This is a genomic window from Streptomyces sp. NPDC001536 (assembly GCF_042894505.1).
Taxonomy (GTDB): Bacteria; Actinomycetota; Actinomycetes; order Streptomycetales; family Streptomycetaceae; genus Streptomyces.
This window is the reverse complement of the sequence record NZ_JBIAVQ010000011.1, coordinates 1-17,614: the sequence shown is the minus strand read 5'-3', so window position 1 is coordinate 17,614 and position 17,614 is coordinate 1. Positions and strand designations below refer to the sequence as shown.

Genomic DNA, 17,614 nt, shown 5'->3' with positions numbered 1-17,614 from the left:
TGGGAAGCCATAGCCCCTGCGAGAAAGGGGGCGCCCCATGGCATCCCCGTCGAAGGCGGGCGCGGCCCTCACCGCGCTCCGTGAGGATCTGGTCGGCGACGTGTTCGCCCCGGGGGATCCGGGCTACGACGAGAACCGGACCGTCTACAACTCGATGATCGACCGCCGTCCCGCGGTGATCGCGCAGTGTGTGTCCGAGGACGACGTCGTACGGTCCGTGCGCTTCGCCCGTGACCTGGATCTGCCGATCGCGGTACGCGGCGGCGGGCACAGCGTGGCGGGGATGGCGCTGAACGACGGCGGTCTGGTCGTCGACCTGCGCCATATGCGCGCGGTCACCGTCGATCCGGCCGCCGCGGCGGTACGGGTCGCGGGTGGCGCCACGATGAGCGACCTGGACCGCGCCTGCCAGCCGCACGGTCTCGCCACCACCGGAGGGCGGGTCTCGACCACCGGGGTCGGCGGCTTCGTGCTGGGCGGCGGCAGCGGCTGGCTGGAGCGCTGCTGGGGACTCGCCGTCGACAACCTCCTGGGCGTCGAGCTGGTCACCGCGGACGGCTCGAAGGTCCACGCGAGCGCCGACGAGAACCCGGAGCTCTTCTGGGGACTGCACGGCGGCAGCAGCAACTTCGGCGTCGCCACCGCGCTCACCCTGAAGCTGCACGAGCTGCCCGCCTTCTCCATCGCCCTGCTGCTGTACCTGCCCGAGTTCGGCCCCGAGGTCGTGCGCACCTACCGCGACGTCATCGAGTCCGGCCCCCTGGAGGCGGGCGGCGCGGTCATCTATCTCACCGGCCAGGCCGAGGAGTTCATGCCGCCCCAGCTGGTGGGCACGATGCTGTGCGGTGCGCTGCTGACGTACGCCGGCACCGAGGAGGACATGCGCAAACTCGCCGAGCCGCTGCTGGCCCTGCCGCACGAGGTGGAGATCGTCGGCCAGATGCCCTACGCCGACGTCCAGTGCATGCTCGACGATCCGCCCGGCCTGCGGAACTACTGGTCGGCGGAGTATCTGACGGGTCTGCCCGACGACTACGTGGACCTCTTCTGCGCCCGCGCCGACTCCATGCCGGTCCCGAGCGGCACGCTGCACGTGCTGTTCCCGGAGGGCGGCGCGGTCGCCGACGGTCCCTCCGAGTACCCCGTGCCGTACCGGGGCGCGCCGTGGGGCGTGCACCCCTTCGCGGCCTGGGAGGACCCGGCGGACGACGACCGGTGCGTGGAGTGGGTGCGCGAGGTCCGCGCGGACGCCCGGCCGTGGAGCACCGGTGACGTCTACCTCAACTTCATCGGGGACGAGGGCACGGAGCGGGTGGTGGCCGGGCTGGGGGCCGAGAACACACGGAGGCTGGCGGAGCTGAAGCGGGAGTACGACCCGGACAACGTGTTCCGGTTCAACCACAACATCAGGCCGGTCTAGAGCGGCCTGAGCGCCGTCAGCGTCCGTTCGCCTCCCGGGTCGCCCGCCGTCGCCGGCACCAGGCCGATCTCGTCGAGCCCCGCCTCCGCGTAGGCGTCGACACGCGCGCGTACGGCGTCCAGCTCACCGACCAGACCGACCGTGGCCGCGGCCTCCGGTGGCAGGGCCCGCACGAGGGTGTCGCGGTCGGCGCCGGACGCGGCCAGTTCGACGGCCTCGCCGAACCCGGCATCGGCGAACACGTCGCTGTAGCCCGGCACCGTCAGGTACCCGGCGATGCTGCCCAGCACCTGCGCGAGCGACCCCGGCTCCGGGTCGACGGCCGCCGGCAGCCAGGCGGCGAGCGTGGGCGGCGTACGGCCCGCCTTCTGGGCCGCCCGGTCCAGCGCGCCGCGCAGCTCCCGCACCTGCTCGGGAGAGACGACGTCCAGCAGCATCCGGTCGGCGTGCGCGGCGGCCGTGGCGATGGCGCGGGGGCCGAACGCGGCCACGGTGAGCAGTCCCCGCGGTGGCGGCAGACGGCGGCGGAAGGCACCGACCTGGTCCCCGGGCACGGCGTGCAGATGACGTCGTACGGCCTCGGCGCTCTCCTCCAGCACCGCCGCGGGCCGCACCCGCGGCCGCCCGTGCACCCCCTCCACCACCCGCACGCTGGACGTGCCGAGCGCCACTCCGACCGGGCGCCCGGTGAGCGCCGCGACCGAGGCGGCCCCGCGCGCGACGGTGTACGGGTCACGCACGTTCACCGGCACCGGCCCCGCCGTCAGGGCGACCCGCTCGGTGGCGCCCCCGATGGCCGCGGCCAGGACGAAGGAGTCCCATGTCGGCCCCTCCCCCGCCCACACCTCCCGGTACCCGAGCCGGTCGGCGGCCACCGCCACCCGCACCGGCTCCTCGACCGGACTGTCGTCCTCCCGTGCCACGGCGACCACGCTGAAGTCCATGCACGCGCGCGTACCCGGTGATCGTCCCCGCAACCGCTCGGAGATGTCCTGGACGGTCGCGCGCGGGTAGCGTCCGGCTCATGGACAGCAGATTCGACAGCCAGGGCGCAGGCATCACGGTTCAGCGGGCGCTGGAGCTGCCCGGCCTGCGCAGCGGCCTCCCCGAGATCCTCGCGGGCGCCGACCGGCTGCAGCGGCCGGTGCGCTGGGTGCACGCGGGCGAGGTGCCCAACATCGCCTCGCTGCTGAAGGGCGGCGAACTGCTGCTGACCACGGGCTACGGGCTCGGCACCCGTCCGGCCGAACAGCGCGCGTTCGTCCGCACCCTGGCCGAGCGCGGCATCGCGGCCCTCGTCGTCGAACTCGGCCCGCGCTTCACCCGCCTCCCGGCGGCCCTGGTCGACACGGCCCGCTCGGCCGGGCTGCCGCTGGTCCAACTGCATCGCGAGGTGCCGTTCGTGACGGTGACGGAGGAGATCCACACCGAGATCGTCAACGGCCACTACGCGCTGCTCCAGCGGGCGGAGGAGGTGCATCGCCGCTGTACCGAGGCCCTGTTGGGCGGCGGCGGGGTGCCCCAGGTGCTGGGCATCCTGGCCGACTTCAGCGACAACCCGGTCTTCCTGGAGACCACCGACGGCCAGCTGCTGTACGCCGCCGGGGCGGGTCCCGAGGGCGCGGATCCGCTCCAGGTGTGGGAGGGGCTGCGGAGCCAGCACAAGGACGCCCCGCCGGCCGGTTCCGTGCTGGTGGACGTGCCCGGGGGCGGTCCGGGAACGGGTTCGGTGCGGGCACGGCTGGTCCTGCTTCCGGTGCGCGCTCCCCTCGTCCCCGTGCACCGGATGGCGGCCGAGCGGGCCGCGGGCATCATCGCCGTGGTGCTGATGCAGGCGCGGCAGGAGGAGGAGCTGGCCGCGCGGGGCCGGGGCGACTTCCTGACCGACCTCGCCGAGGGCCGTATCGCCGCCGAGGACGCGCCCGCGCAGGCGCGCGTGCTGGGCTTCAAGCCGGGCACCAGTCCGCTGCTCCCGGTGGTGATGCGGCTCGGTGACGCGCTGTCCCCCGGCGGCGGCTGGGCGGTGCTGGCGCGGGCGGTGTCGGAAGAGCTGGCCTCGGTGGGCGTTCCGGTCCTGCTGGGGGTACGACCGGTCGAGGGCCGCGTCCTGGTGCTGCTGGGCCTGCGCTCGGAGTCGGAGCGGGCGGCGGTCGCGGACCGGGTCGCGGCGGCGCTGCGGGCGGGGGTGGAGCGGGCCGGGATGCAGCGACCCGGGGCACAGCCGCCGGTGGTGGTCGTCGGTGTGGCGGGCAGCTGGACGGCGGCTTCGGCGGGGCTGCGGCACGCGGCGGAGACGGCGACCGCCGCGCAGGGGCTGTCGGACCGGCCCTGGTACGACGCCCGGCGCCTCGACATCGACCTGCTGCTGTGGCGGCTGCGCGACCATCCGGACCTCGCGGCCTTCGTCGACCGGGCGATCGGTCCGGTCCGCGACCACGACCACCGCTCCAAGCCGCCGCTGCTGCCCACCCTGGAGACCTACCTCGCGCACGCGGGCCGCAAGGCGGAGACGGCACGCGAACTGCACCTGAACCGGCAGACGCTCTACAACCGCCTCGCCCGCATCGGCGAGTTGCTGGGCACCGACCTCGACGACCCGCAGACGGTACTGGCGTTGAGCCTGGCCCTCAGGGCCCGCAGGCACGTCCCCTAGATGAGGGGCCGCGGCTGCGTCAACTCGTCGTAGACGCTGAGCACTTGGGCGACGGTCTCGTCCTCGGACGGCCAGGTGGCGGCCTGGCGTACGCCCTTGTCCCGCAGATCCTCGCACCGCTCGGGATCGCCGAGAAGCCGTACGACGCTCTCGGCGAGGGCCTCCGCGTCGCCGTACGGCACGAGTTCGGCGGCGTCGCCCACGAGCTCGGCCATGCTGCCGACGTCGGTCGCGACGAGCGGCACGCGCGCGTGGAGGGCCTCCTGGGCGAGGACGGAACGGGACTCCCAACTGCTGGACAGCAGCGCGAGATCGGCGGCCGCGAGCAGCTCGGTCACGTCGTCGCGCCGCCCGATGAGCCGCACCGGCAGCCCCTCGTCCTCGATCCGGCGCTGCAACTCCGTACGCAGCGGCCCCTCTCCCGCGATCACGACGAGCGGTACGGGGTCGAGGTCCCGCCACGCGCGCGAGGCGTCCAGCAGGGTGTCGTACCCGCGATGGCTGTCGAGGGAGCCGACGGCCATCAGCAACGGACGCCCGGTGGCGCCGAGTTCGGCCCGCACCTTGGGTCGCAGCCGGTCGGGGTCGTCGAGCCGCACCGCCTTGCGGGCCCCGGGCAGGGCGACCGCGGCGAGCCGCGCGTCCCGCGCACCCGTGGCCCGCGCCCGGTCGACCAGCGCCGAACTGGCCCCGAGGACCACCGAGGCGGCCTTCACCACCCGCCGCTCCAGCAGTCGCACCAGATGGGCCCGCGCACCCTCGGCGTGGGCCCGGTCGTGCCATGTGACGACGAGCGGCGTCCGCCGTCCGCTGAGCGCGAGCACCGCACGGAACGAGGCGTGCAGCCCGTGCGCGTGGACGAGGTCGGCGTCCGCGCAGGCCGCCCGCAGCGCGGCGACGGATCCCGGGTCGCTGCTGCGCGGCACGTGCACATGTTCGGCGCCGGCCCCGCTGAAGTCGTAGGTGCGATCGGCGTCGACCGGGGCGCACACGGTCACCCGCACGCCCCTCGCGACAAGCCCGGAGGCCAGGGACCGCACATGCGCGCTGCTGCGGGCGTTGCCACCGCCGAGCACCTGAACGGTGCGCAGCGGCGACTGGCCGTGCGGTGAGTGGCTGCTCACGGGGGTCACGTGGCCGGGGCTCCTGGTTCGGGTCGGGCGGTCACGAGGAAACGTACAGAAGGTGTCGAGCGGAGGGGTGTACCGCGCGCTTCCTACGCGTACTGCGTTCTAGGCCAAGGATGCCAGCACGTACGGGTGTTCCGGGAACGCCGGGGGTGTGGGGGTTCTGGGAGGAGAGCGCTCGGGTCACTCACACGGGTGAGAAACGGGGCGCGTCCGAAGACAGCGCCCGCACGACCTCGCTGGGAGGCGGGGCGGCTGATCACCCAGCCACCCTGGTCCGCACGTCCCTCGAAACGTCTGACGCGTGAAAGCCCTACGCGTCCGCCCGAGCCGCCTCCAGCAGCTCCTCCGCATGTGCCCGCGCGGTCTCCGAGTCCTCCTGTCCGGCGAGCATCCGGGACAACTCCCGTACCCGCTCCTCGCCTTCGAGGACCTTCACACCGGAGCGCGTGACGGAGCCGTCGTTGGTCTTCTCGACCAGCAGCTGCCGGTCGGCGAAGGCGGCCACCTGGGGCAGGTGCGTCACGACCACGACCTGCGCGGACTTCGCCAGCTTGGCGAGCCGCCGTCCGATCTCGACCGCAGCCTTGCCGCCGACGCCGGCGTCGACCTCGTCGAAGAGATAGGTCGGCACCGGGTCCGTCCCCGCGAACACGACCTCGACGGCCAGCATCACGCGGGAGAGCTCACCACCGGACGCCCCCTTGGCGATGGGCCGCGGCGGCGCCCCGGGGTGCGGAGCGAGCAGCAGCTCGACCTCGTCGGCACCGGACGGCCCGTACGCGACGGCTCGCCCGCCGACTTCCACGCCCTCGGCGTCCTCGGTCTGCCGGATGTCGAAGGACACGCGCGCGTGCGGCATCGCGAGGGAGGCCAGCTCCGCGGTCACGGCGGCGGCGAACCGCGAGGCCGCCTCCACCCGCGCATCCGTCAACGCCTGCGCGAGCCCACCCAGTTCGCCCCGCAGCGCGTCCCGCTCGGCGGTCAGCTCGTCGATCCGCTCGTCGTCGCCGTCGAGCTCGGTGAGCCGCGCGGCCCCCTGCTCGGCCCAGGCCAGCACGGCGGCGACATCCTCGCCGTACTTCCGCGTGAGCGCCGTGAGGGCCGCCCGCCGCTCCTCGACGGCCGCCAGCCGCAACGGATCGGCGTCGAGATCGTCGGCGTACCCCGCCAGCTCCCCCGCCACATCGCCCAGCAGGATCCCGATCTCCCCGATCCGGTCGGCGAGCGCGGCCAGCGCCGGGTCGTGCGACCGTACGGCCTCCAGGGCCCGCTGGGCGCCCGCGACGAGCGTGGCCGCCTCGATGCCCTCGGGGTCCTCGGGATTTCCGGCGAGAGCGGCGTGCGCGACCGTGGCGGCGGACGACAGCGCCTCCGCGTGCCCGAGCCGCTCCGCCTCCTCCGCCAACTCCACGTCCTCGCCGGCCCGCGGCTCGACGCCGGCGATCTCGTCGAGACCGTAGCGCAGCATGTCGGCCTCCTGGGCCCGCTCACGCGCACGTGTGGTGATCTCGTCGAGCTCCACGGCCACGGCCCGCAGCCGCCGATAGGCCTCGGTGTACTTGGCCAGCGGCACGGCGACGGCGTCCCCGGCGTACCGGTCGAGCGCCTGCCGCTGCCGGGACAGCTTCAGCAGCCCCTGCTGATCGGTCTGTCCGTGCACCGCCACCAGTTCGTCGGCGAGCTCGGCCAGCACCCCGACGGGCACGCTCCGCCCACCCACATGCGCCCGGGACCGCCCCTCGGCGGAAACGGTACGGCTGATGAGCAGCGCCCCGTCGTCGAGCTCGGCCCCGGCCTCCTCGGCACGCACCACGACCGCCGCACCCGCGGGGACGCTGATCCGTCCCTCCACGACCGCTTTCTCGGCCCCGATCCGCACCAGCGCCGGGTCCGCCCGCCCACCGAGCAGCAGCCCCAGGCTGGTGACCACCATGGTCTTGCCCGCACCCGTCTCACCCGTGACAGCGGTGAACCCGGGCGACAGCTCGACGACGGCGTCGTCGATGACTCCGAGCGACCGTATCCGCATCTCTTCCAGCACGGTGAAGACCTTACGAGGTAAGGGCAGCCAAGTGCGAGGCACCCTGTCACCCAGGGGAGTGGACCACCTAGTGAGGCGCCCCCCGCCACCCGGAAACGGGCAACGCGAACTTGGCCACCAGCCGGTCAGTGAACGAAGCATGGTGCAGCCGAGCCAACCGCACCGGCACAGCCCCCCGCCGCACCTCAACCCGCGCGCCAGGCGGCAACTCCACGGTCCGCCGCCCGTCACACCACAGCACGCCCGGCGGAATATGTGGCAGAACCTCCACAGCCAACACAGAATCCGGCGATGTCACCAACGGCTTCGCGAACAGCGCATGCGCACTGATCGGCACCATCAACAACGCCTCGACCTCGGGCCACACCACCGGCCCACCGGCGGAGAAGGCGTACGCGGTGGACCCGGTCGGCGTGGACAGCACGATCCCGTCACACCCGAAGCCCGTGACAGGGCGCCCGTCGATCTCCAGCACGACTTCCAGCAACTTCTCCGCGCCGGCCTTCTGCACCGCCGCTTCGTTCAGCGCCCAGTCCGTATGCACGATGTCCCCGTTGCTGTGCACGACGACATCGACGGTCATCCGCTCCTCGACCTCGTACGCCTTCGTCACCACCCGGTCGACGACCTTGTCGAGATCATCCCGCTCGGCCTCGGCGAGGAACCCCACGCGCCCGAGGTTGACGCCCAGCATCGGCACCCCGGAGGCCCGGGCGAACTCGGCGCCGCGCAGCAGCGTCCCGTCCCCGCCCAGCACGATCAGCAGCTCGCACCCGTCGAGGCAGAGCGGAGTCGCCTCCTTGACCAGCTCCACCTCGTCCGGCAGCGGCAGATCGGCGGCCTCGTACTCCAGCACCCGTACGCCGATGCCCTCGCGCAGCAGCCCCTTCACCACCAGCTCGGCGCTGCGAATGGCCGCAGGCCGACCGGTGTGGGCCAGCAGGAAAACAGTACGAGCTCGGTTCTGTGTCAACGAGGCCCCTCCGCCACCGCACGGTCAACGTCGGCCGGGTCCAGGGCGGGCGCCCCGGCACGCAGCCACAGAAAGTATTCGACATTGCCCGAGGGCCCGGGCAACGGACTTGCCGTGACGCCCTTCACCCCGAGCCCGAGTTCCCAGGCCTTCTCGGCCACTCCCCGCACGGCCTCCGCCCGCAACTGCGGACTCCGTACGACTCCCCCACTGCCCAGTCGTTCCTTCCCCACCTCGAACTGCGGCTTGACCATCATCACCAGGTCGGCGTCCGGCTTCACGCACCGCGCCAGGGCGGGCAGCACCAGCCCGAGCGGAATGAAGGACAGATCCCCCACTACAAGATCCACGGGCTCCCCATCGATCGCTTCAAGCGTCAACTCGCGTACGTTCGTACGGTCCTTGACGGTGACGCGTTCATCGCTCTGAAGAGTCCACGCGAGTTGCCCGTACCCGACGTCGACGGCGACGACATGCGCGGCCCCCGACCGCAGCAGCACATCGGTGAACCCGCCGGTGGACGCGCCGGCGTCCAGCGCCCGCCGCCCCTCGACGACAAGACCCTGCGGCACGAAGGCAGCCAGCGCTCCCGCGAGCTTGTGCCCGCCCCGGGACACGTAGTCGGGATCGCCGTCGTCGTCCGTGACGACGATGGCCGCCGCGGTCTCCACCTGCGTGGCGGGCTTGGTCGCGACGGTCTTGCCGACGGAGACCCGCCCGGCGGCGATCAGCTGGCTGGCGTGCTCGCGCGAGCGCGCGAGCTTCCGGCGTACCAGCTCCGCGTCGAGACGACGGCGTGCGACTCCTGCCACGTTCGGTTCAGCTCCTATGGCCATACGACGGTGAAGGCGCCCTCTGGTCGTACGACGGTGCGGGCGCCGGGGGTCCCGGGCGGGCGTCGAGCGCGGTGAGCGCGTCGCGCAGCCCTCGATGTACATCCTCGTACACCTCGACGTGTCCGTCGGTGGCGAGGTGGTCGGCATCGCCGAGCCGCTCCAGCTGGGCGTCCACCTCGGCGTTGCCGGTGGGGGTGCGGGACACGTTCAGCGGGGCCGGGGCGGCGGGGTCGTGCTCCGGCTCCACCGCCTCGTCGAGGGCCTCGGTCTCCGGGACTGCGTCGCTCATGCCCAGACGCTACCCCGAAGGGCTGGGGTACCGTCGATCTCGATGGCCACGATCGAGGAGTGCCGTGCCGCACTCGAAAAGCTCTCCGACACCATGCAGCACGCCGAGGGGGACGTCCGCACGGCGGCGACCATGGACCGCTCGGTCAGCTGCCGGATCACCGACCTCGACACCACCTTCGTCGGCCGCATGACGGGCGGCCGGATCGTGGTGCACGACACGGTCCAGGGCCCTCCTCCCGAGAAGGCCCAGATCAGACTGACCATGAAGGGCGACGACCTGGTGGCCCTGGTCGACGGCGAGCTGAACTTCGCCAAGGCCTGGGGCTCGGGCCGGGTCAAACTGGAGGCAGGCCTGCGCGACCTGCTCCAGCTGAGGAAGCTCCTGTAGCTCAGGAGGCCTCGGCGGCGGCCACCTTCCGCACGTCCGTCTTCCTGTCCTCCACCCGCGCCTTCCGCGCCGCCGGCACCACCAGCGGCGTCCCCGTCTCCGGGTCGTCGATGACCTGGCAGCGCAGTCCGAAGACCTCCTCGACCAGCTCGGCCGTGACGATGTCGTTCGGCGCCCCCTCGGCGATGACGCTGCCGTCCTTCAGAGCGATCAGATGCGTGGCGTACCGGGCGGCGTGGTTGAGGTCGTGCAGAACGGCCACCAGCGTGCGGCCCTGCTCCTCGTGCAGCTCGGCACAGAGGTCGAGCACGTCGATCTGGTGCTGGATGTCGAGGTAGGTGGTCGGCTCGTCCAGGAGCAGCAGCGGGGTCTGCTGGGCGAGCGCCATGGCGATCCACACCCGCTGCCGCTGACCGCCGGACAGCTCGTCGACGTAGCGGTCCGCGAGCTCGGCGACACCGGTCTGCGCCATCGACTCCTGCACGACCCGCTCGTCCTCGGTCGACCACTGGCGCAGGATGCCCTGGTGCGGGTAGCGGCCGCGGCCGACGAGGTCGCCGACGGTGATCCCGTCGGGTGCGATGGACGTCTGCGGCAGCAGGCCCAGGGTCCGCGCGACCTTCTTCGCGGGCATCGACTGGATGACCTGCCCGTCGAGCAGCACCTGGCCCTGGTTCGGCTTCAGCATCCGCGACAGCGCCCTCAGCAGCGTGGACTTGCCGCACGCGTTCGGGCCGACGATCACGGTGAAGGAGTTGTCGGGGATCTCCACCGACAGTTGCTCCGCGATGACGCGCTGGTCGTAGGCGAGGGTGACGTTCTCGGCGGAGAGGCGGTTCACGGTGCTCCTTCGGGTGTTCTGGTTCTCTGAACCGCGCGGGTCCGGCTTGGTGAAGGCACTCATATTCGACCCGCCTTGCGTTCGGTGACCAGCAGCCACAGCAGATAGACACCGCCGAGCACACCGGTGACCACGCCGACCGGCATCTGGTCGGCGCCGAAGACCTTCTGCGAGACCCAGTCGGCGCTCACCAGCAGGGCGGCGCCCATGCACAGCGAGGGCAGCAGGTTCGGTCCGGGCGAGCGGGTCAGGCGCCGGGCGAGCTGCGGCGCGGTGAGCGCCACGAAGCTGACCGGACCGGCGGCGGCGGTCGCGGACGCGGTGAGCAGGACGGCGGCGACCATCAGCAGCGCCCGCACCCGCTCGACGCGCACGCCGAGGGCGTTCGACACGTCGTCGCCCATCTCCATCATCCGCAGCCCGCGCGCGTTGGCGAGGACGAGCGGTACGAGGACGGCGCACAGGCCGAGCAGCGGCCACACCTGTTCCCAGTCCCGGCCGCTGAGCGACCCGGTCATCCAGACCATCGCCCGGGCCGCGTCCACGATGTCGGACACGGTCAGCAGATAGCCGTTGACCGCCGTGAGGATCGCGGACACACCGATGCCTACCAGCACCAGCCGGTATCCGTGGACGCCCTGCTTCCACGCGAGCACGTAGATCGAGAGCCCGGCCACGAGGCCGCCCACCAGCGCCCCGACGGTGACCTCGGCCGCGCTCCCGGAGAACAGCACGATCATCACGAGCGCACCGGCCGTCGCCCCCTGTCCGAGGCCGAGGATGTCGGGGCTGCCCAGCGGGTTGCGGGACACGGCCTGGAACAGCGCGCCGCCCAGCCCGAGCGAGGCGCCGACCAGGAGCCCGACCAGGACCCGGGGCAGCCGCAGCTCGTTGACGATGAACTCCTGGCCCGCGTTCCCGTTGCCGAGCAGCGTCTTGAGCACGTCGCCGGCCGGGATCGGGAAGTCGCCGGTGCCGATGAGCACGACGCTCGCGGTGAGCGCGGCGGCCAGGAGCAGCAGTACGACGGTGAAGGCGCGGACGTCGAGGCGGACCGAAAGGCCGCCCGGCGTCCTGATGGCACGGTTGGTCTTCACAGCTGCGCCGTCCTCCGCCGTCGTACGAGAAAGATGAAGACCGGGCCACCGAGGATCGCGGTGACGATGCCGACCTGAAGTTCGGAGGGCCGCGCGACGATCCGGCCGATGACGTCGGCGCCGAGCAGCAGCACGGGCGACAGGACGGTCGCGTACGGCATGATCCAGCGCAGATCGGGCCCGGTGAAGGAGCGCACGACGTGCGGCACCATCAGGCCGACGAACACGATCGGCCCGCAGGCGGCGGTCGCGGCCCCGCACAGCACGGTGGCGGCGAGCATCGACAGCGCCCGGGTCCGGTTGAGGTTGGCGCCGAGGGCCTTGGCGGTGTCGTCGCCCATCTCCATGGCGTTGAGCGGCCGGGCGAGCGCCAGGGCGAGGACGGTGCCGATCGCGAGGAACGGCAGGACCTGGAGGATGGTCGACTCACTGGCCGAGGACAGCGAACCCACCGTCCAGAAGCGCATCTTGCCGAGCGCGGCCTCGTTCGTGATCATCACGGCCTGGAGATAGCCGTAGAGCGCGGCGCTGATCGCCGTGCCGGCCAGCGCGAGCCGCACCGGCGTCGCCCCCCGGCTGCCGCCGAGGAACCACACGAGCGCCCCGACCGCGGCCGCGCCGAGGAACGCGAACCAGACGTAGCCGGTCAGGCTCGTGACACCGAGGTACGTCATGGCGGTGACGACCGCCGCGGACGCACCGGCGTTGATGCCGAGCAGCCCGGGATCGGCCAGCGGGTTGCGGGTGAGCGCCTGGAGGACCGCGCCGGACAGTCCGAGCGCGGCACCGGCCAGCAGACCGAGCAGCGTCCGCCACACCCGTTCGGAGACGACGACGTCGCCGTACGTCCCCGAGTTCTCGAACAGGCCGTGCCACACCTGTCCCATCGACAGCTCTTTCGCCCCGATCGCGATACTCGCCAAGGCGACGAGCACCAGGATCGCGACGGACACGAGCAACCCAAGGGCACGTATCGCCCGGCGGGTTGGGGGCGCGGGGGCTGTCTCCGCGCGCTGTTCGGGAGGACTGTCGACCAACACCCAGTTAGGTTAGCCTACCCTCGGATTCGGCCACGATCCCGCTGCACGGGTTCACAGGGTGGGCACCGGACGCACCCCTCACAGGCCCAACCGCGCGAGCGCCTTCCCTCCGTCCAACTCGCACGTTCCCGCACCGGCCGCCGTCCACGCCGCCGCGCACAGCGCCCGCAGCCCGTCCAGGGCCTCCCCGTCACCGTCCAGTTCCAGCCGGTCCGCACCGGCCGCCGCCGTCCAGCCCCCGCACCGGAACCCGCCCTCCGCCTCGGTGACTTCGGGCTGCCCCGTGAGCATCCCCCGCAGATCGGCGTCGACATACGTCGGCCGGTGCTGCGGCGGCGCGGCCAGCAGCTGCGCCCCGTCCGTCACCCCGGTCAGGACGAGCAGCGAGTCGACCTCCCCGTTGAACGCCCCCTCGATGTCCGTGTCCAGCCGGTCCCCGACCACCAGCGGCCGCTCGGCGCCGGTCCGCAGGATCGTCTCCCGGTGCATGGGAGGCAGCGGCTTGCCCGCGACCTGCGGTTCGGCCCCGGTCGCGATCCGCACCACCTCCACCGCCGCCCCGTTGCCCGGCGCGATCCCGCGCCCGCTCGGAATCGTCAGATCGGTGTTGGACGCGAACCACGGCACCCCGCGCGCGACGGCGTACGAAGCCTCCGCGAACCGCCCCCACGGCAGGTCCGGTCCCCCGAACCCCTGCACCACCGCGGCCGGATCGTCATCGGCCGACTCGACAGGCTCCAGCCCCCGCTCCCGCAACGCGACCCGCAGCCCCTCCCCGCCGATCACCAGCACCCGCGCCCCCACGGGCACCTGCTCACTGATGAGCCGCGCGACCGCCTGCGCCGAGGTGATGACATCACCGGCCTCCGTCGGTATCCCCAGCTCGGTCAGATGCCCGGCGACGGTGTCCGGCGTCCGCAGCGCGTTGTTGGTGACGTACGCGAGACGCATCCCGCCCGCCCGAGCCGTGGCCAGCGACTCGACGGCGTGCACGATCGCGTTCCCGCCCGCGTACACCACCCCGTCGAGGTCGAGCAGCGCGGTGTCGTACGCCTCGCTCAGGGCCTGGCCACTGCCCTCGGGCCTCGTCCTGACGCTCTGGCTCATTCCACATCGCTCCTCGCTCGACGGCTTTCCCCCGATCATCCCTCACGCCACTGACACACGTACGATGCCGGGATGAACACCGCAGGTCACTCGGAAGCAACGGCGCGCAGGGGCCTGGAACTCACCCCGTTCCGAGGCCTTCGTTACGACCCCGACCGGGTCGGCAGCCTCGCGGCCGTGACGTCCCCGCCCTACGACGTCGTCGTACGCCCCGACGGTGTCGTCCACCTCCAGTCCGCGGACCCGTACAACATCGTCCGGCTGATCCTGCCCCAGGCGACCACCCCGAACGCCCGCAACGAACAGGCGGCCGACACCCTGCGCCGCTGGCTCGCGGAAGGAATCCTGACCGCCGACCGCGAACCCGGCCTGTACGTCTACGAACAACGCGCGACCGACGGCATGCTCCAACGCGGAGTCATCGGCACCCTGCGGCTGTCGGACCCGTCGGAGGGCGTGGTCCTGCCGCACGAGGACGTCATGCCGCACGTGGTCGCCGACCGCGCGGCCCTCATGCGCGCCACCTCCGCGAACCTGGAGCCCCTGCTCCTCACCTACCGCGGCAACGGCTCGGCGTCCGACACGACAGCCGTCGTGGAACGCACGGCCGAGCAGGAGCCACTCCTGGCCACCACCACCGAGGACGGCTACCGCCACCGACTCTGGGCGATCACCGACCCCGCCGACGTGGCCGCGATCCAGACCGACCTCGCCCGCCACCAGGCCCTCATCGCCGACGGCCACCACCGCTGGGCGACGTCCCTGCGTCTACGCGCGGAGCACCCCTCCCCCAGCCCCTGGGACTACGGCCTCGTCCTCCTGGTCGACACGGCCCGCTACCCCCTGCGCGTCCGCGCCATCCACCGCCTCCTGCACGGCCTGCCGGTAGCGGACGCGCTGGCCCCGCTACAGGGTCTGTTCCGCATACGCCGTCTCGACGTCCCCTTGTCCGAGGCCCTCGACACCCTCGCCGACGCGGCCTGCGCGGGCAACGCCTTCCTCCTCGCCGGAGACGGCGCCTTCCACCTCATCGACCGCCCGGACCAGGACCTCCTCGCCCGTACGGTCCCCACCGACCACCCCGCGGCCTGGCGCACCCTGGACGCGACGGTCCTGCACGCCACCCTCCTCGACCACGTCTGGCACGTCCCCGAGGACGACCCCACCCGCATCGCCTACATCCACGACACCGCCGCCACGGTCCGCAAAGCGGAGCGCGACGGCGGTACGGCCGTCCTCATGCACCCCGTCCGCGAGGAAGTCGTCCGCGACCTGGCCCGCCAGGGCGTCACGATGCCCCGCAAGTCGACGTCGTTCGGCCCGAAGCCGGCCTCGGGACTGGTGCTGCGCGCGCTGGAACTCTGAGCCGTCACGGAACGACAAAGGGCGGGATCCCGTTGAGGGATCCCGCCCTTGTCACTTACTCACGGACGTCAGTCCTTGTCGTCCTCGTCCACGTCCGCTTCTACGGCGTCCGCTTCCACCTTCTCGGAAACGCCCTCGGCCTCGACGTCGCCGTCCTCTTCACCGAGCGCGTCGACGAAATCGACACCGTCCATCTCGGCGAGCCGGTCCGAGGCGTCCGTGCTGCCGTCCTTGTCGGACTCCACGGCCTTGGCGAACCACTCCCGTGCCTCGTCCTCCCGGCCGGCGGCAAGCAGTGCGTCGGCGTACGCGTACCGCAGACGCGCCGTCCACGGCTGTACGGAGTTGGAGGCCAGCTCGGGGCTCTGCAGCGTCACGATGGCCGCGTCCAGCTGGTCCAGGTCACGCCGGGCACCGGCCGCGACGAGCCGCATCTCGACCTGACCGGCCTTGTCCAGCTTGCCCACCTCGGGCGCCCCGGCCATGTCCAGCGCCTTCTCCGGCCGCCCGAGACCCCGCTCGCAGTCGGCCATGAGGGGCCACAGCTCCGCACTGCCGGTCATCCGCCGCGCGGCCCGGAACTCGGCGAGCGCCTCGGAGTACTTCTGGTTCGCGTACGCCGCGAATCCGGCCGCCTCCCGTACGGCGGCGACGCGCGACGCGAGCCGCAGAGCGATCTTGGAGTAGGCGTAGGCGCCCTCGGGGTCCTCGTCGATGAGCCGGGCGACCATCACCAGGTTCTTGGCGACGTCCTCCGCGAGCGTCTTCGGCAGGCTCAGCAGCTCCTGCTTGACGTCCTTGTCGATCTCGTCGCCCGTGACGTCCTCGGGGATCGGCAGCCGCTTGATCGGCTCGCGGTCCCGGTCCCGCTCATCACGGAACCGGCCGCCACCGCGCCGGTCGTCACGGCGGTCGTATCCACCCCGGCTGTCGTCGCGACGGTCGTCACGCCGGTCGTCACGCCCACGGAACCCTCCGGGACGGCCACCGCGGTCGTCTCCACGGAACCCTCCAGGCCGGCCGCCCCGGTCGTCCCGACGCGGCCCACGGTCGCCTCGGTCGTCCCGACCACGGAAACCACCGCGGTCGCCGCGGTTGTCGCCGCCACGGTTGTCGTCACGGCGGAAGGCCGGACGCGGGCCGCGGTCGTCGCCACGGTTGTCGTCCCGACGGAACGCCGGACGGGGCCCGCGGTCGTCGCCACGGCGGTCATCGCGCCGGTCGTCGCGACGCTCGTAGCCGCCACCGCGGTTGTCGCCGCCACGGTTGTCATCACGCCGGAAGCCGCCACGGTCGCCCCCGCGGTCACCTCGGTCGTCACGCCGGAAGCCGCGGTCGCGGTCACGGTCGTCCCGGCGGAAGCCGCCGCGGTCGCCGTCGCGACGGTCGTCGCGCCGATCGAATCCGCCGCGGTTGTCGCCCCCACGGTTGTCGTCACGGCGGAACGCCGGACGGGGCCCGCGGTCGTCGCCTCGGCGGTCATCGCGCCGGTCGCGGTCGTCTCGTCGGCCGTAGCCACCGCCGCCACGGTTGTCGCTGCCACGGTTGTCATCGCGACGGAAGGCCGGACGGGGCCCGCGGTCGTCCTCCCGACGCGGCCCACTGGGACGGTCGTCGCGGCGGAAGGCGGGACGGGGTCCGCGGTCGTCGTCGCGGCGGAAGCCGCGGTCACGGTCGTCACGACGCGGCCCGCTGGGGCGATCGTCACGACGGAACGCCGGACGCGGCCCGCGGTCGCCGTCACGACGGTCATCGCGTCGGTCGCGGTCGTCTCGACGGCCGTAGCCACCGCTGCCACGGTTATCGCCACCACGGTTATCGCCACCGCGGTTGTCATCGCGGCGGAAACCACCGCGGTCGCCGCGGTCATCGCGCCGGCCGTAGCCACCGCCGCCACGGTTGTCGCCACCGCGGTTGTCGTCACGGCGGAAACTACCGCGGTCGCCGCCGCGGTATCCGCCACGGTCACCGCGGTCGTTGCGGTCACCACTGTCCCGTCGCCGCTGGTCGCGCTCCGGTCGGTCGTCGGGAGAGTTGGTGGACATGGGTGACTCCTGTCTCGGTACTGCAAGCATTGTAAAAACAAAAGGACCCCTGGTCCCAGCTGAACGCTGGGACCAGGGGTCCTTCCAAAGATTGTTCGGCGGCGTCCTACTCTCCCACAGGGTCCCCCCTGCAGTACCATCGGCGCTGTAAGGCTTAGCTTCCGGGTTCGAAATGTAACCGGGCGTTTCCCTTACGCTATGACCACCGAAACCCTAATGGTTTCGAGCGAACAAGCACACTTTTCTGTTATGCGTTCTGCTCTAAGCCGGCAACGGTCGTTGCCTCAGAACTAACACAGTGGACGCGAGCAACTGAGGACAAGCCCTCGGCCTATTAGTACCGGTCACCTCCACCCATTACTGGGCTTCCAGATCCGGCCTATCAAC

At 72.3% G+C, this 17,614-nt stretch carries 16 protein-coding genes and 2 rRNA genes; 4 read left to right on the top strand and 14 right to left on the bottom strand.

Features of this window, described 5'->3' with window-relative positions:
• The first annotated feature begins 37 nt into the window (after positions 1 to 37).
• A complete protein-coding gene (locus ACFY0U_RS28060) occupies positions 38 to 1,420 on the top strand; it encodes an FAD-binding oxidoreductase (RefSeq protein ID WP_388640356.1) in 1,383 nt (460 codons plus the stop codon).
• On the opposite strand, the gene ACFY0U_RS28055 is transcribed toward ACFY0U_RS28060, so the two are convergent.
• The gene (locus ACFY0U_RS28055) at positions 1,417 to 2,364 is read right to left on the bottom strand and encodes an LLM class F420-dependent oxidoreductase (protein WP_388640353.1); all 948 of its coding nucleotides are present in this window, start codon (positions 2,362 to 2,364) and stop codon (positions 1,417 to 1,419) included. The genes ACFY0U_RS28060 and ACFY0U_RS28055 overlap by 4 nt on opposite strands.
• 80 nt (positions 2,365 to 2,444) lie before the next feature.
• Between ACFY0U_RS28055 and ACFY0U_RS28050 the strand changes: the two genes are divergently transcribed.
• Positions 2,445 to 4,073 (top strand): PucR family transcriptional regulator, encoded by a 1,629-nt coding sequence (locus tag ACFY0U_RS28050; RefSeq protein WP_388640351.1) that lies wholly within the window; start codon positions 2,445 to 2,447, stop codon positions 4,071 to 4,073.
• Here the strand turns inward: ACFY0U_RS28050 and ACFY0U_RS28045 are convergent.
• The 5 genes from ACFY0U_RS28045 to ACFY0U_RS28025 form a co-directional block, all read right to left on the bottom strand.
• Positions 4,070 to 5,206: a glycosyltransferase family 4 protein gene (locus ACFY0U_RS28045; RefSeq protein WP_388640349.1), complete on the bottom strand. Its 1,137-nt coding sequence runs from the start codon at positions 5,204 to 5,206 to the stop codon at positions 4,070 to 4,072. The two genes, ACFY0U_RS28050 and ACFY0U_RS28045, sit on opposite strands and share 4 nt — an antisense overlap.
• Positions 5,207 to 5,513: 307 nt before the next feature.
• Positions 5,514 to 7,232 carry a DNA repair protein RecN gene (gene recN / locus ACFY0U_RS28040; protein ID WP_388640978.1) on the bottom strand — a complete coding sequence of 573 codons (1,719 nt, stop codon included), beginning with the start codon at positions 7,230 to 7,232 and terminating at the stop codon, positions 5,514 to 5,516.
• 79 nt (positions 7,233 to 7,311) lie between these two features.
• A complete protein-coding gene (locus ACFY0U_RS28035) occupies positions 7,312 to 8,217 on the bottom strand; it encodes an NAD kinase (RefSeq protein WP_046256761.1) in 906 nt (301 codons plus the stop codon).
• Positions 8,214 to 9,029, bottom strand: coding sequence for a TlyA family RNA methyltransferase (locus ACFY0U_RS28030; protein WP_388640346.1), 816 nt, complete (start codon positions 9,027 to 9,029; stop codon positions 8,214 to 8,216). Before ACFY0U_RS28030 ends, ACFY0U_RS28035 begins: the two co-directional genes overlap by 4 nt.
• 7 nt (positions 9,030 to 9,036) lie before the next feature.
• The gene (locus tag ACFY0U_RS28025; RefSeq protein ID WP_388640343.1) at positions 9,037 to 9,342 is read right to left on the bottom strand and encodes a hypothetical protein; all 306 of its coding nucleotides are present in this window, start codon (positions 9,340 to 9,342) and stop codon (positions 9,037 to 9,039) included.
• Positions 9,343 to 9,384: 42 nt separating this feature from the next.
• Here ACFY0U_RS28025 and ACFY0U_RS28020 point away from each other — a divergent pair, with 42 nt between their 5' ends.
• Positions 9,385 to 9,732 (top strand): SCP2 sterol-binding domain-containing protein, encoded by a 348-nt coding sequence (locus ACFY0U_RS28020; protein ID WP_388640340.1) that lies wholly within the window; start codon positions 9,385 to 9,387, stop codon positions 9,730 to 9,732.
• A gap of 1 nt (position 9,733) precedes the next feature.
• On the opposite strand, the gene ACFY0U_RS28015 is transcribed toward ACFY0U_RS28020, so the two are convergent.
• The 4 genes from ACFY0U_RS28015 to ACFY0U_RS28000 all read right to left on the bottom strand — a co-directional run bounded on the left by ACFY0U_RS28015 (position 9,734) and on the right by ACFY0U_RS28000 (position 13,817).
• Positions 9,734 to 10,636: an ABC transporter ATP-binding protein gene (locus ACFY0U_RS28015; RefSeq protein WP_388640339.1), complete on the bottom strand. Its 903-nt coding sequence runs from the start codon at positions 10,634 to 10,636 to the stop codon at positions 9,734 to 9,736.
• Positions 10,633 to 11,670: a FecCD family ABC transporter permease gene (locus ACFY0U_RS28010; protein WP_388640337.1), complete on the bottom strand. Its 1,038-nt coding sequence runs from the start codon at positions 11,668 to 11,670 to the stop codon at positions 10,633 to 10,635. The genes ACFY0U_RS28015 and ACFY0U_RS28010 overlap by 4 nt, the downstream gene beginning before the upstream one ends.
• Complete coding sequence (locus ACFY0U_RS28005; RefSeq protein WP_388640334.1) at positions 11,667 to 12,710, bottom strand: FecCD family ABC transporter permease; 1,044 nt, start codon at positions 12,708 to 12,710, stop codon at positions 11,667 to 11,669. Before ACFY0U_RS28005 ends, ACFY0U_RS28010 begins: the two co-directional genes overlap by 4 nt.
• Positions 12,711 to 12,788: 78 nt before the next feature.
• Positions 12,789 to 13,817: an HAD hydrolase-like protein gene (locus ACFY0U_RS28000; RefSeq protein WP_388640333.1), complete on the bottom strand. Its 1,029-nt coding sequence runs from the start codon at positions 13,815 to 13,817 to the stop codon at positions 12,789 to 12,791.
• Positions 13,818 to 13,889: 72 nt separating this feature from the next.
• Between ACFY0U_RS28000 and ACFY0U_RS27995 the strand changes: the two genes are divergently transcribed.
• On the top strand, positions 13,890 to 15,182 hold the full coding sequence (locus tag ACFY0U_RS27995) for a DUF1015 domain-containing protein (protein WP_388640332.1): 1,293 nt from the start codon (positions 13,890 to 13,892) through the stop codon (positions 15,180 to 15,182).
• Positions 15,183 to 15,250: 68 nt separating this feature from the next.
• Here ACFY0U_RS27995 and ACFY0U_RS27990 read toward each other — a convergent pair whose 3' ends face one another.
• The 4 genes from ACFY0U_RS27990 to ACFY0U_RS27975 form a co-directional block, all read right to left on the bottom strand.
• Positions 15,251 to 16,021, bottom strand: a complete 771-nt coding sequence (locus ACFY0U_RS27990) for a hypothetical protein (protein ID WP_388640976.1) — start codon at positions 16,019 to 16,021, stop codon at positions 15,251 to 15,253.
• On the bottom strand, positions 15,958 to 17,169 hold the full coding sequence (locus ACFY0U_RS27985) for a hypothetical protein (RefSeq protein ID WP_388640994.1): 1,212 nt from the start codon (positions 17,167 to 17,169) through the stop codon (positions 15,958 to 15,960). The genes ACFY0U_RS27990 and ACFY0U_RS27985 overlap by 64 nt, the downstream gene beginning before the upstream one ends.
• Positions 17,170 to 17,320: 151 nt before the next feature.
• Positions 17,321 to 17,437: ribosomal RNA gene (gene rrf, locus ACFY0U_RS27980) — 5S ribosomal RNA — on the bottom strand.
• Positions 17,438 to 17,541: 104 nt separating this feature from the next.
• Positions 17,542 to 17,614, bottom strand: a 23S ribosomal RNA gene (locus ACFY0U_RS27975); the annotation flags it as partial.